Below are 14416 nucleotides of genomic sequence, written 5' to 3' on the forward strand. Positions count from 1 at the left end.
ACAGGGGATTGGGCAAGGGAGTTCCCCCCAGGGAGAGATGAGAAGGAGGTGGCGCGTGGTGCGTCCCACTCCCCTCAGCGCCAAAACGCCGCCCCTCGTCACAGACGGACGAGGGGCGGCGTTTTCGATTCCCAGGGGGCGATTGCTCGCTTCGACTAGTCGCCGTTGCCGGGCGTCGGCGTCGTCTTCTGGATCTGCATCAGGAACTCGACGTTCGACTTGGTCTGCTTCATCTTGTCGAGAAGCAGCTCGATCGCCTGCTGCTGGTCCAGCGCGTGCAGGACGCGGCGGAGCTTCCAGACGATGCCCAGCTCCTCGGCGCCCAGCAGGATCTCCTCCTTACGGGTGCCGGAGGCGTCCACGTCCACGGCCGGGAAGATCCGCTTGTCCGCGAGCTTGCGGTCGAGCTTCAGCTCCATGTTGCCGGTGCCCTTGAACTCCTCGAAGATCACCTCGTCCATGCGGGACCCGGTGTCCACGAGCGCCGTGGCGAGGATGGTCAGCGAACCGCCGTCCTCGATGTTGCGCGCCGCGCCGAAGAACCGCTTCGGCGGGTACAGCGCGGTGGAGTCGACACCACCGGAGAGGATGCGGCCGGACGCCGGCGCCGCCAGGTTGTAGGCGCGGCCCAGACGCGTGATGGAGTCGAGCAGGACGACCACGTCGTGACCCAGCTCCACCAGGCGCTTCGCCCGCTCGATGGCCAGCTCGGCGACCGTGGTGTGGTCCTCGGCCGGGCGGTCGAAGGTCGAGGAGATGACCTCGCCCTTGACCGACCGCTGCATGTCGGTGACCTCTTCCGGACGCTCGTCGACGAGGACGACCATCAGGTGGCACTCGGGGTTGTTGTGCGTGATCGCGTTGGCGATCGCCTGCATGATCATGGTCTTGCCGGTCTTCGGCGGGGCCACGATCAGACCGCGCTGGCCCTTACCGATCGGCGACACCAGGTCGATGATGCGGGTGGTGAGCACGCCCGGGTCCGTCTCCAGGCGGAGGCGGTCCTGCGGGTAGAGCGGGGTCAGCTTGTTGAACTCCGGGCGGCCGCGGCCGTGTTCGGGCGCCATGCCGTTGACGGAGTCGAGGCGGACCAGCGCGTTGAACTTCTCGCGGCGCTCGCCCTCCTTCGGCTGGCGGACCGCGCCGGTGATGTGGTCGCCCTTGCGCAGGCCGTTCTTGCGGACCTGGGCGAGGGAGACGTACACGTCGTTCGGGCCGGGCAGGTAGCCGGAGGTCCGGATGAAGGCGTAGTTGTCGAGGATGTCCAGGATGCCCGCGACGGGGATCAGGACGTCGTCCTCGGCGACCTGCGGCTCGGCGATGTCGTCGCGGCCGCGACGGCCCCGGCGGTCGCGGTAGCGGCCGCGACGGCCGCGGCGGCCGCCCTCGAAGTCGTCGTCGTCCTGCCGGCCGTCCTGACGCCCCTGCTGCTGGCCCTGCTGCTGACGCTGCTGGCCGCCGCCCTGCTGGTCGTCGCCCTTGTTGCGGCGGTCACGGTCGCGGCCGCGCTCGCGGCGGTCACGGCGGCCACGGCCCTCGCCGTCACCGGCGTCGCCCTTCGCCTCGCCCTGCTGCTGCGGCTGCTGGGCGGGCGTCTCGGCCTTGGGCTCGGCCTTGGCCTCGGCGGAGACGGTCTCGGCGCCGCTCGGCGCGGGGCTGCCGGCCTCGGCGGTGGCACGACGACGACGGCGCTCGGCCGGCTCGTCGGAGGCCGGCTGGCCGGGAATCTCGATCTGCTGCTGGGCCACGGCCTTCTCGGCGGGGGCCTCGGCCTTCTTCTCGCCGTCGACGGCGGCCTCACCCGTACGGGCCTTGGAGGTGGCGCGGCGCTTGGGCTTGGTCTCGGCGGAGGTGGCGGTCTCGGCCTTGGGGGCCGTGCCCCCCGCGGCCTGCGCCTCCTTGATGACCTCGATCAGCTGGCTCTTGCGCATCCGCGCGGTGCCCCTGATGCCGAGGCCCGAGGCGACCTGCTGCAGCTCGGCCAGCACCATGCCCTCGAGGCCGGTACCGCGGCGCCGCCGGGAGCCGGCACCGGTGGCAGGCGCGGAGGCGTCCGTGGCGGGCGCGGCAGCGGTCTCCTCGACACGTGCGCCCATCAGATCGGTGGTGTCGCTCACGAAGGGTCCTTCCCTGGAGCGGACGTCGGCCTGTCTGGCTCGGCGACCGGTTGTGCTGTCCGGCTACGGTTCTTGCTTTCCGCGAACCGTGCCGGGGCGGTGGTCCGCCAAAGCGGCGGAGGAAATGTGCGGTGATGGCGCTTCCGCGGGTCGTGGCACCCAGTGTCACGTGGCGTGGTAGCACCGATTCCGGAGCGTGCCCGGCGATCCGCTCAGTGCCCGCATACGACGTACTGCCCAGGTACGGCGTACGGAACACGGAGTGGCGTGGGAGACTCCCGGAAGAATGTCTGTCCCGGACTGGGACACGAGGCACCTCGCCATGGTGGGGTCGGGTGCAGACTTGAGGTTAACACTACCGGATCCAACAAACATTCCCCCTCTCCAAATCCGGCAACCGTGTGTCAGGTCGCAAGCGGCAGCACGCTCGCTCCCTGGACGTCGAGGTCCAGCCGGTTCGCGGCCCAGCCCTCACCCGCGAGGTGGGCGACCTTGTCGGCGCTGCCGGCGTCGGCCAGCGCCATGACGGTGGGACCGGCGCCGGAGATCACGGCGGGGATGCCGTCGGCCCGCAGCCGCTCCACCAGCGCGGCGCTCTCCGGCATGGCCGGGGCGCGGTACTCCTGGTGGAGGCGGTCCTCGGTGGCGGGCAGCAGCAGCTCGGGGCGCCGGGTGAGGGCCTCGACGAGCAGGGCGGCACGGCCCGCGTTGACGGCGGCGTCGACGTGCGGCACGGTGCGCGGCAGCAGGCCGCGGGCGGTTTCGGTCAGGACCGGCTTTCCGGGCACGAAAACCACCGGAACGATGGAATCGGCCGGCTCCAGCCTGATCGCGCGGGCGGCGCCGGCCTCCATCCAGGCGATGGTGAAACCGCCGAGCAGACACGGGGCCACGTTGTCGGGGTGGCCCTCGATCTCGGTGGCCAGGGCCAGCAGGGCCGCGTCGTCCAGACGGGCCTCGCCGCCTATGGTCACGGCGCGGGCGGCGACGATGCCGGCGCAGATCGCGGCGGAGGAGGAGCCGAGGCCGCGGCCGTGCGGGATGCGGTTGGCGCAGACGATCTCCAGGCCGCGGGGCTGTCCGCCCAGCAGGTCGAAGGCGGTGCGCAGGGAGCGGACGAGAAGGTGGGACTCGTCACGCGGGAGGGTCTCGCTGCCCTCTCCCGCGATGTCGATGTGCAGCCCGGAGTCGGCCACCCGGACGACGACGTCGTCGTAGAGCCCCAGCGCGAGGCCGAGGGCGTCGAAGCCCGGGCCGAGATTGGCGCTGGTGGCGGGAACGCGCACCCGGACGGCGGCGGCGCGGAACGCTGGACCGGCCATCGCTCGTTGACTCTCCTTGAGCTGCGTGACTGTCGAAGACATTCGATGACGTACGGGAGACCCTCGGGCCGCGCAGACGGCGCGGCGCTGCCCCGATGCGAGGGCATATGCAACGGGCGGGTTCGGTACAGCCTATCGAAGGAAGGTTCTGTGGCGACATAGGGCGCACAGGAGGCGCACGATGCGTGTCGCAAGCCCCTTGTGCCCCCTGTCAGGGAAAACCCCGGCCGGGGCCGTGCGGGAAGCGGCGCGGACCGCACGGGCGACGCCCGGCGGGGGCCGGGGCGCCGCTCGGGCGATGCTCAGCCGGAGCCGGTGCACCACCCGAGCGATCCGCAGCCGTGGCCGGGGCGCCACCCAAGCAATCCTCAGCCGTGCCCGGGGCGCGGCTCGGGCGATGCTCAGCCGAGTCCCAGGCGCTCGGCCGCGGCCGCCGCGTCGACGGGGACGGTGACCGGCTGCGGGGCGCCGGCGACGGCCCAGTCGGGGTCCTTCAGACCGTTGCCGGTGACCGTGCACACGATCGTCTGGCCCGGGTCGACCTTGCCCTGCTCGGCGGCCTTCAGCAGACCGGCCACCGAGGCGGCGGAGGCGGGCTCCACGAACACGCCCTCCTGCGCGGCCAACAGGCGGTAGGCGCGCAGGATTTCACGGTCCGTCACCTCGTCGATGGCGCCGCCCGACTCGTCGCGCGCGGCGAGGGCGAACTGCCAGGAGGCGGGGTTGCCGATGCGGATCGCGGTGGCGATGGTCGAGGGGTCCTTGACCACCTCGCCGCGGACGATCGGCGCGCTGCCGGAGGCCTGGAAGCCCCACATGCGCGGGGTCTTCGTGGCGATGCCGTCGGCGGCGTACTCCCGGTAGCCCTTCCAGTAGGCGGTGATGTTGCCCGCGTTGCCCACCGGCAGGACGTGGATGTCGGGCGCGTCGCCGAGCATGTCCACGATCTCGAACGAAGCCGTCTTCTGGCCCTCGATACGCACCGGGTTGACCGAATTGACCAGCGCCACCGGGTAGTTCTCGCTCAGCGAGCGGGCGAGCGTGAGGCAGTCGTCGAAGTTGCCGTCGACCTGGAGGATCTTCGCGCCGTGCACGAGGGCCTGGCCCATCTTGCCGAGCGCGATCTTGCCCTGCGGCACGAGCACGGCCGAGACCATGCCGGCGCGCACGGCGTACGCGGCGGCCGAGGCGGAGGTGTTGCCGGTGGAGGCGCAGATGACGGCCTTCGCGCCCTCCTCCTTGGCCTTGGAGATCGCCATGGTCATGCCCCGGTCCTTGAAGGAGCCGGTGGGGTTGGCGCCCTCCACCTTCAGGTGGACCTCGCAGCCCGTGCGCTCGGAGAGCACCTGCGCGGGCACGAGGGGCGTGCCGCCCTCGCGGAGCGTCACGACCGGCGTGGTGTCGGAGACCGGCAGCCGGTCCCGGTACTCCTCGATGATTCCGCGCCACTGGTGGGTCATTGCTGGTTACTCTCCTTCAACCCGCATGATGCTGGCGACACCCCGCACGGTGTCGAGCTTGCGCAGCGCCTCGACGGTCCCGCTCAGGGAGGCGTCCGAGGCCCGGTGGGTGACGACGACGAGGGAGGCCTCACCGTCCTTGCCCTGCTGGCGCACCGTATCGATCGACACCCCGTGCTCCGCGAACACGGTCGCGACCTGGGCGAGAACACCCGGTTTGTCCGCGACGTCGAGGCTGATGTGGTAGCGCGTGACGACCTCGCCCATCGGCGAGACGGTCAGGGCGGCGTACGCCGACTCACCGGGCCCCGTTGCGCCGTTGAGCCGGTTGCGGCAGACGGCGACCAGGTCGCCGAGCACGGCGGAGGCGGTCGGGGAACCCCCGGCGCCGGGGCCGTAGAACATCAGCTGACCGGCGGCGTCGCTCTCCACGAAGACGGCGTTGTACGCGCCGCGCACGGAGGCGAGCGGATGGGTCAGCGGAATCATCGCGGGATGCACGCGCGCGGTGACGGACGCCCCGTCTTTGGAGCGCTCGCAGATGGCGAGCAGCTTGATGGTGCAGCCCATCTCCTTCGCCGAGCGGAAGTCGGCGGCGGTGACCTCGGTCATGCCCTCGCGGTAGACGTCGTCCAGGCGCACGCGCGTGTGGAAGGCGATCCCGGCGAGGATGGCGGCCTTGGCGGCGGCGTCGAACCCCTCTACGTCGGCGGTCGGGTCGGCCTCGGCGTACCCCAGGGCGGTGGCCTCGTCGAGCGCCTCCTGGTATCCGGCGCCGGTGGAGTCCATCTTGTCGAGGATGAAGTTGGTCGTGCCGTTGACGATGCCCATCACCCGGTTGATCTTGTCGCCGGCGAGGGACTCGCGCAGCGGGCGGATCAGCGGGATGGCGCCGGCGACGGCGGCCTCGTAGTAGAGGTCCCTGCCGTGCTCCTCGGCCGCCGCGTGCAGGGCGGCACCGTCCTGGGCGAGCAGGGCCTTGTTGGCGGAGACGACGGACGCGCCGTACTCGAAGGCGGTGGTGATGAGGGTCCGCGCGGGCTCGATGCCGCCGATCACCTCGACCACCACGTCGATGTCGCCGCGTTTGACGAGGGCGGTGGCATCGGTGGTGACGAGGGCCGGGTCGATGCCCTCACGGACCTTGGACGGCCGCCGTACCGCGACCCCCGCGAGCTCCACGGGGGCCCCGATCCTGGCCGTGAGGTCGTCGGCGTGCGTCGTCATGATGCGCGCCACCTCTGAGCCGACAACCCCACAGCCCAGCAGCGCCACCTTCAGCGGACGCGTACGCATCATCCGACCTCGTTTCCTCATACCGTCTACGGTTGGACCAGTCTCACTCACCGGACGGAAGTTTCTCCCCTTCGTCCGGATCCTGAGACTCGTATTTCACTTGTGCGGGCCCGGCAGACCGAAGATCTTCCAGCCCCCTTCGCCCGACGTCAGCGGCTGTTTCCCGCCGCCGGCGTCCGGACCGTCCTCAGCCGACGTCGAGACGCAGGAGGTCCTCCTCCGTCTCACGCCGGACGATCTCCCGGGACTCGCCGTCCTTCACGGCGACGACCGGCGGCCGCAGCACATGGTTGTAGTTGCTGGCCATGGACCGGCAGTACGCGCCCGTCGCCGGTACGGCGATCAGGTCGCCCGGCGCCAGGTCCGCCGGCAGGAACGCGTCCCGGACCACGATGTCCCCGCTCTCGCAGTGCTTGCCGACCACACGGGCCAGCATCGGCTCGGCGCTGGAGGAGCGGGAGACGAGGGCGACGCTGTACTCGGCGTCGTACAGCGCCGTCCGGATGTTGTCGGACATGCCGCCGTCGACGGACACGTACGTCCGCAGCCCCTCCAGCGGCTTGACGGTGCCGACCTCGTAGAGCGTGAAGGCGGTCGGCCCGACGATGGCGCGCCCCGGCTCGACGGAGATGCGCGGCGTGCGCAGCCGGGCGGCGTCGCACTCGCGGCTGACGATCTCGGTCAGCGCCTTGGCGATCTCGTGCGGCTCACGCGGATCGTCGTCGCTGGTGTAGGCGATGCCGAGCCCGCCGCCGAGGTCGATCTCGGGCAGCTCGACCCCGTGCTCGTCGCGGATGTCCTTCAGCAGCCCGACGACCCGGTGCGCGGCGACCTCGAACCCGGACATGTCGAAGATCTGCGACCCGATGTGGCTGTGGATGCCGATGAGCTCCAGCCCGTCGAGCTGCAGCGCCCGCCGCACCGCCTCCGCGGCCTGCCCCCCGGCCAGCGGAATCCCGAACTTCTGGTCCTCATGGGCGGTGGCGATGAACTCGTGCGTGTGCGCCTCCACGCCGACCGTGATCCGGATCTGGACCTTCTGCCGCTTGCCCAGGGACTGCGCGATGTGGGCGACGCGCACGATCTCCTGGAAGGAGTCGAGCACGATCCGCCCGACACCGGCCTCGACGGCGCGCCGGATCTCCTCCGAGGACTTGTTGTTGCCGTGGAACGCGATCCGCTCGGCCGGCATGCCCGCGGACAGGGCGGTGGCCAGCTCGCCCCCCGAGCACACGTCGAGGTTGAGCCCCTCCTCGTGGAGCCACCGCACGACGGCACGGGACAGGAACGCCTTCCCGGCGTAGAACACGTCGGCCTCGGCCCCGAACGCCGTACGCCACGCACGCGCGCGTGCCCGGAAGTCGGCCTCGTCGAGGATGTACGCCGGCGTGCCGTGGCGCTCGGCGAGGGTCTTCACGTCGACACCGCCGACGGTGACGACTCCGTCGGCGCCGCGCCCCACGGTCTGGGCCCAGACCTTGTGGTCGAGGACGTTGAGATCGGCCGGCGGCGCGGTGTAGTGCCCCTCGGGCAGCACGTCGGCGTGGCGGGGCCCGGCGGGGTGGGCGGAACGGCTCATGACGGTGGCTCTCAGACTCTCTGTCTCTCTCCGGGGCGCATCTGCTCTCGGGCCCTCAGAGATGTTCGGGTGCGTCGATGCCGAGCAGGGACAGGCCGCCGGCCAGCACCGTCCCGGCCGCTTCGGCAAGCGCGAGCCGGGCACGGTGGGCGGCCGAGGGTTTCTCCTCGCCACGGGGAAGCACACAGGGCAGGAAGGGCAACACGGCATCGGCGACGGTGACGAGATGCCGCGCAAGCCGGTCCGGGGCACGGTGGGCGGCGGCCGCGGCGAGGATGCGGGGGTGGGTGGTGAGGGGGGTGAGGAGGGGGTGGGCGGTGGGGAGGCTGGTGCCAGGGGTGGCGGGGCGTGCGCAGCTGACGGCGTCGACCGGGCTGCCGTCGACCGGGGCGGCCGGGATGGGGCCGGAGCCGGGAGGGGCGGCGAGGGACGGATCGGCGCGGAACGGGCTGCCGTCGACCGGCTCGGCGTCGAGGGGGCCGGGCTCGGCGGTGAAGCCCAGGCGGGCGGCGTTACGGCTGAGCGACCGGATGCGGGCATGGGCGTACCGCACCCGGAACAGTGGATTGCTCTCCCGCTGCACGAGGTGGTCGGCGGTGATCCGGGGCCGGTCGTGCGGGGCGGGATGGAGCAGGGCCCACCGGGAGGCGTCGGGGCCGAGCGGGGCGGGGTCCTCCGGCGCGGGCACGGGCCGCAGATTGACGGGTTCGCCGTGCTCGACGACGGCTCGCCCGCCCTGTGTGGCGACGATCCGTACGACGGCGTCGGCGACGACTTCCGCCCGGACCTCGTACGGCACGCGGAGCACGACGACCTGCCCGGCGAGGGCGTCGCCGTGCCCGTACGCGGCACCCCGCTCCCGGATCTCGCGCACAAGCCCGGTGACGAGATCGGCCGCGGACTCGACGCTGATGTTGAGGAACCCGGGCCCGGTCACGACGACGTCGCGGATGCCGTCGGCGCCGGCCAGCCGGGACCGCAGAATCCCGGCAACGCGCAAAGGCGGCTGCCCCGCCGGCCGAGCGAGCTGCAGAGCGACGTTCGTGGCGAAGTCCCCGCACCCCCCGGGCCCGGGCTCGGTCACCACGACCCGCTCGGGCACGGTCACATTCAGCTCCCCGTCCTCGACAGCACGACGCACCGCGTGCAGCACGGTGCGGGACAGCTCGACGGGGGTCACGGGACAAGCGTAGGGGAGGGAGGGGGTGGGCAGGCGAGGCGGTTCTCACTGTGGGACGGCGGTGGTGCCGACGGGTGAGTAGGGAGCCGACGGGGAGTAGGGAGCCGACGGGGAGTGGGGAAACCGACACCCGGGACCGATGCACCACGGCCGACCGGCCCCAGCGGGACCAGCGGGACCAGCGGGACGAGCGGGACCAGCGGGACCAGCGGGACCAGCGGGACGAGCGGGACCAGCGGGACCAGCGGGACCAGCGGGACAACGAGAACAGCGGGACCAGCGGGACAACGAGAACAGCGGGACCAGCGGGACAACGAGAACAGCGGACCACGGGACCAGAGGGACAAGCGGGACGAGCGGACCAGGGAACGAATGACACCCTGCAGCGAATGGCACCCCGGAGCGAATGGGACCGACCCACCCGAATGGGACCGACCCCACCCACGGACCTCACCCGCCGGAGGAAATACCTCCCGGAACCCGGTGGTCACCCCCTACGCCGCCCTTTCCCCCTTCTCCATCCCCACCCCCACCCGCATCACCATCTCCCTCCCCACCGCCACGATGCCCTCCCTCTCCCCCGTCCCCGTCACCACCGGGTCCGTCACCGCCCCCACGCTCGATGAGCTGCTTGACGAGCCGGACGAGCTCGGCGGGTTCGAAGGGCTTGGCAAGGAAGGCGTCCACGCCGACGTCGAGACCGGTGTCGACTTCGTACTGCGTGCACGCGCTGATGATGGCGAGGGGCAGATGATGCGTACGGGGATCAGCACGGAGCCGGGCTGCGGTCCGCAGGCCGTCCAGCCGGGGCATGACGACATCGAGCGTCACGACGTCGGGCTGCACCTGGTGCACCACATCCAGACACTCGGCACCGTCGGCGGCGGTCACGACCTCGAGACCTTCCAGCTCGAGGTTGACCCTGATCAGCTGCCGGATGACCTTGTTGTCGTCCACAACAAGCACCCGGCCCGAAGCGCCTGGCACACGTCGAGAGTAGGTCCGGACCGGCCACCGCGTCCGGGTTTTCCCCACTTCCACCCCGTACAGGGGACCCACTCCGGCACAGAGTGGACCCGCCCCACCCGGCACCCCGGGAAACGGATTCCTGATCACCCCGCCGGACCTGCTAGTGTTCTACCCGTCGCCGCGAGCGAGAAGCTCCGCAGCCGACACGCCCCCGTAGCTCAGGGGATAGAGCAACGGCCTCCGGAGCCGTGTGCGCAGGTTCGAATCCTGCCGGGGGCACTCCGGTTAAGCTCCTGACCAGCAGAAATGCTGGTCAGGAGCTTTTTTGCAGGCCGAAGGTGCAGGCCCTTTCCGCGTTTGATGGCAGCCATCGGGTCGTCTCTGACCTGGTCCTTTGTGACCACTGGCGACCGCAGCCTTCTTGGAGCTCTGTAGAGGACCATTTCTCGCGGAACATACGCGGGACCGCGAGACTCCTTCGCGGGGGGCCTCACCGCATCAGCCTGCCTGCCCGCGGTCCAGGACTGCCATCAGCACACGGAGCAGCAAGCCGTTGCACTTTGCCCGACGCCGCCGTCGGCAGAGCAGCGCCCCTCGCGCTCTCACACCAGCCGTTGCTGGCTCTCTACGGCGCGTCGGCCGAGGCCACGGTCTTCACTAACCCTGATTCCGTTCTGGTGCAGGCGGGCCAATGCGGGAGGTCCTCGCCGAGGAACTGATCGCCCGGATGGGTGTCGAGGGCGAGCGTCAGAGGCAGGGCTCGCGCCGAGGCCGAGCACCTGATCGCCGGCGCGGATGCCAACAAGCGCAGACTGCTCGCTCGTGGCAAAACGACCGATGCGCGGGCCGGCGTACTGAATGAGCACCGGCTCGCAGTGTGGTGGGAGGCAGAGCCCTTCGCCTTCCGTTACGCGACGACCGGCGCGGAGACGTACTTCGTCAACCGGCTCGACCCCGACGCCCGCTCCCGCGAGGTCATTTCCTTCCACCGCCCCGAGAGCGGTCGCGGGCTGGGTGCGGCGCGCGGCCCAGTCCCCCGCCGCGCCGGCCTTCGAGCTCAGCGACGACGCTCCGACCCGAAGCGCACCGGCGCTTCCCACGCCCGGGAGCCCTGCCGTGCCGGGCACGCCCGGTTGAAACACCTCCAGTACCAGGAGCCGTCGCCTCGACGCCGCAGGTCCACGTCGTCTCCCTTGCACGCACCGCACCGCGGCGGTTTCGCGAAGTCCTCCGCGTGTTCGTGGGTGAGGATCTTGCGGGCGAAGTGGCCGCCCTTGATGGTCAGCATCACCTCGCGGGAGCGGCTCTGCGAGAGGGTGTTGAGGCTGCCCAGCAGAACCGTGTGCTCGTCAATGACGACGATCTTCTGGTGCATGACGTTGACGGAGACGACGGTGGGAACCACGGCCCGCAGCTGCTTGACCAGCTGGGCCTGCTTCTTCTGGCCCGTGTCGTAGGGGTCGCGGACGAAGACCGTCACGCGCACTCCACGGCGTACCGCGTCCTCCAGCACCGGGAGCAGGCTGAGCAGGCGTTTCGCGGTCCAGGGGGACCAGATCCACAGGGATGTGCGGGCCTCGGCCAAGCGGTCGGCGAACGTTTCGTAGAAGGAGATCTCGTCGTGGACGTCGGTGACTTCCACGTGGCGCGAGAGTACGTCCGCGAGGCGGGTGCTGAACGGGCCGAGAGGGATGTCGGGCTGTCCGCCGGGGGCGACGAGCTGGGTCGCCGGGACCCACTTGGCACGCCGGTCGCGGATGAGTGCGGCGAGCTTGCCCATGGCCGTCTGTTCGCCCGCGGCGAGGATGCGGGTGCGGCTTCCGAGGACGTACAGCCTGGTCTGTACCCGAGTGACGGCGACGTTGAAGAGCCGTACGCCGTTGCGGGCCCAGGTCGTCGCCCCGGGGGCCCGTGTTGCCTGGGACATCCAGAGGCCGTCGCCGTAGTCGTCCTCCACGGTGTCGAAGACGACCACCGGGAACTCACGACCCTGGAAGCGGTGTGCCGTGCCGACTTCGGCGACCTGGCCGTCAGTCGACTCGTGGTCGCGGAGTGCCTCCAGGGTGGCTTCCGCCTGTACCGAGTAGGGCGTGACGACTCCGGCCGTCTCGCCGTCCTCGAGGTGCAGGTCGATCAATGCGCGCGCCAGCAGGGCGCCGGCCGGCCACCATCCCTTGCGGCGGCCCGTGCGGTGGGCCTGGGCGAGGCTCTGGAGTCCGTCGGTATCGATGATCACGATTTCAGCGTCGTCGGGTGCGCGGCGCGCCGCGCGTTGTTCGACGCCGGGGCCGGGTTTCAGCACGCCGTCGTACGCGAGGGCGTTCGCAAGGCTCATGACGTCGTGGCCGAAGCGGTGCTGGACGTCCAGGACGACACAGCCGGGGTGGTTGACGGCAGCGGCCGGTGACTCGATGCCGAAGTGTTCGTAGACCTCACGCAAGATCCAGCGGGCGACATCCGGCCGTTTCCTGGCGTCGAGTTTCGGCAGGACAGGCCCGAGTTGCATGAAGTCTCCGAGCAGCACGGCCGTGGTCTTCCCCTTGCCCACCGCGAGGAGGACTTCGGGCAGGGTCGCGGCTCCGGCCTCATCGACCAGGACGACGTCGTACTCGCCCTCGAACACCGCTCTGGTGGTGCGGAAGCGGGCGAGCGTGGTGGCGACGAGCTTCGCACCCCGGATGATCTCGCCCTGGGCGTCACGGGCGAGTTTGTCGTACTCCTCCTGGAGTTCGCGGTGGCGGCGTTCCAGGGCCGGACGGCTCTCCTGGTCCGCGACGACTTGAGGCTTGAGGGCGGTCGCCAGAGCGTGACGCCTGGGATGGCCGAGTCGGTCGGCCGCCGCGACGCGGTCCTCTGCCATTTGCGAGAGGCCGAGTTCCCTGACGAGGGGATCCAGACGGGCGGCGGTGGTCCTGTGGGTTCTCCGGGCCTGTTCCAGGTCGTTCTCCACCCTGCGCAGGGTCGTCTGCCGGAGCGTGATCTCCTGCTTGCTGAAGGGGATCCGCGCGCGGATCTCCGCCAGTCGTCCTGTGATGCCTGCCTCCTGGCGCGCGAGGACGGAACGGGCGTCCGCCGCTTTCTTCTCGGCTTCCCGGGCCGCGGTTCGTGCCGTCTCCAGACTGGCCCGCGCCGTTTCCCTGTCCCGCCTAGTCCGGCGCTTCGCGAAGCCTTTCAGCTGCTCAAGTCCGTCCAGAAGCTCCTGAGCCGCAGCCCGCTCGCTGTCAGCCAGAAAGGCCTTCGCCTCCAGATCGGTGACCACCGACCGCAGTCGGGCGAGGTGTGCCTGGTGCTCGTCGTGGGACTTCCAGTCGGCTTGGGCCTGTTCCGTCGCCTTCACTGCTTCGACCGCGGCCTGGTACGCCTCTTCCAACTGCGTGACCGTCTCTCTTGCTGCCTGGGAGTCGCGGTGCGCCTCGACGCGAGCTCTCTTCAGGGCCTCAGGTGTACGCGCGGGATCGTCGAGCCTCGTGCGGTCCGCCGCGTACGCCACTGGATCGAAGTCGGTCAGGCTGCGCTCCAGCTCTTCCAACTGACGTGCTCGCTCCCGGGCTTCGACCAATTGAGCGGCGACCGCGCGACGCCGGGCATCGGCTTCGGCCAGCCGTTCACGCACCATCAGGGTGAGACAGACGCTCGCGTCCTCCGCAACCTCCCGTAGGTGGGGCGGCCCCACTCGGACGATCTCCCCGTCTGCGTGCCGCCGCTCCTTCACCACGCCCCACAGGGCGTTGTCCACGGCGATATTGGTGGCCGAGACCAGCAGAACCCGCTTGCCCCGCGCGATCAGGTCACCGATGGCCCGCTTGAGGACCGTGGTCTTGCCGGTGCCCGGCGGGCCCCAGACCAGCCACAGGCCCTCACCCGTGCAAGCGCGGTACGCCTGCTCCTGGCCCGACAGGAGCAGGCCCTGCGGCGGCCCGGTCGGTGCGAGCCGACCCGTGCCCGCCTCGCCGCGGGCCATGAGGTGAGCCAGAGGGGCGTCGGTGAGCGCGGCCATGCCCTCCCATAACGCCTTGACGAGGAAGCCAGTGGGCTGCGGTTTCATCCACAGATGGGGATCAATCGGGTCCGCGAACTCGGGAACGCGCACCCGCAAGGCGGTACCGTCCTTGAACACGTCGAGGACGGAGTGGCCGGCATCGACACCGCTCTCGTCGGGCCCGGCCAGTCTCAGGCTGTCGCCCTGAAGCTGATCCGTCCCGAAGTCGGAGCCACGCACGTCGACGACGTACTCGCCGGGCTTTCGGCCCCGTACCGCCCGCCCCAGGGGGCGCCACCGTGGCTCGCGCGCTGGTACGCCCTCGTGGGCCACCCAGGCATCCAACGCCGAGACGACTTCTTCCTGCCAGCCCACGTTCCCCCGCTACGACCGCGCCGCCTGGATCTTGATCCGTAGTACCAGGGCAGCCCAGCGCTGACCACCACCAATCTGGCCAAGGTGACCGGCGGACGACTCGTTACACAGCGGTAGCATCCGCAGTAGCATGAAGAGC

Annotated in this window: 8 protein-coding genes and 1 tRNA gene; 1 reads left to right on the top strand and 8 read right to left on the bottom strand. The window is 70.7% G+C overall.

Annotated elements, in window-relative coordinates; translation table 11 throughout:
• Positions 1 to 155 precede the first annotated feature (155 nt).
• From rho to OG956_RS11185, 7 genes are all read right to left on the bottom strand, one after another.
• Complete coding sequence (gene rho, locus OG956_RS11155) at positions 156 to 2117, bottom strand: transcription termination factor Rho (protein WP_330337802.1); 1962 nt, start codon at positions 2115 to 2117, stop codon at positions 156 to 158.
• A gap of 404 nt (positions 2118 to 2521) precedes the next feature.
• Positions 2522 to 3439 carry a homoserine kinase gene (gene thrB, locus OG956_RS11160; RefSeq protein WP_330337803.1) on the bottom strand — a complete coding sequence of 306 codons (918 nt, stop codon included), beginning with the start codon at positions 3437 to 3439 and terminating at the stop codon, positions 2522 to 2524.
• A gap of 401 nt (positions 3440 to 3840) precedes the next feature.
• Positions 3841 to 4899 carry a threonine synthase gene (gene thrC, locus OG956_RS11165; protein ID WP_330337804.1) on the bottom strand — a complete coding sequence of 353 codons (1059 nt, stop codon included), beginning with the start codon at positions 4897 to 4899 and terminating at the stop codon, positions 3841 to 3843.
• 6 nt (positions 4900 to 4905) lie between these two features.
• The gene (locus OG956_RS11170) at positions 4906 to 6198 is read right to left on the bottom strand and encodes a homoserine dehydrogenase (protein WP_330337805.1); all 1293 of its coding nucleotides are present in this window, start codon (positions 6196 to 6198) and stop codon (positions 4906 to 4908) included.
• Between the two features lie 184 nt (positions 6199 to 6382).
• The gene (lysA, locus tag OG956_RS11175; protein ID WP_330337806.1) at positions 6383 to 7774 is read right to left on the bottom strand and encodes a diaminopimelate decarboxylase; all 1392 of its coding nucleotides are present in this window, start codon (positions 7772 to 7774) and stop codon (positions 6383 to 6385) included.
• Between the two features lie 55 nt (positions 7775 to 7829).
• Entirely contained in the window at positions 7830 to 8954 is a 1125-nt protein-coding gene (gene nrtL / locus OG956_RS11180) for an ArgS-related anticodon-binding protein NrtL (RefSeq protein ID WP_330337807.1), read from the bottom strand.
• A gap of 450 nt (positions 8955 to 9404) precedes the next feature.
• Positions 9405 to 9989, bottom strand: a complete 585-nt coding sequence (locus OG956_RS11185; protein ID WP_330342804.1) for a response regulator — start codon at positions 9987 to 9989, stop codon at positions 9405 to 9407.
• Between the two features lie 141 nt (positions 9990 to 10130).
• Here OG956_RS11185 and OG956_RS11190 point away from each other — a divergent pair.
• Positions 10131 to 10202 (top strand) — tRNA-Arg (locus OG956_RS11190).
• A 778-nt stretch (positions 10203 to 10980) separates the two neighbouring features.
• On the opposite strand, the gene OG956_RS11195 is transcribed toward OG956_RS11190, so the two are convergent.
• Positions 10981 to 14277 carry an AAA domain-containing protein gene (locus OG956_RS11195; protein ID WP_330337808.1) on the bottom strand — a complete coding sequence of 1099 codons (3297 nt, stop codon included), beginning with the start codon at positions 14275 to 14277 and terminating at the stop codon, positions 10981 to 10983.
• Positions 14278 to 14416: the final 139 nt, after the last annotated feature.

The sequence above is a fragment of the Streptomyces sp. NBC_00557 genome (genome assembly GCF_036345995.1).
Classification (GTDB): Bacteria; Actinomycetota; Actinomycetes; order Streptomycetales; family Streptomycetaceae; genus Streptomyces.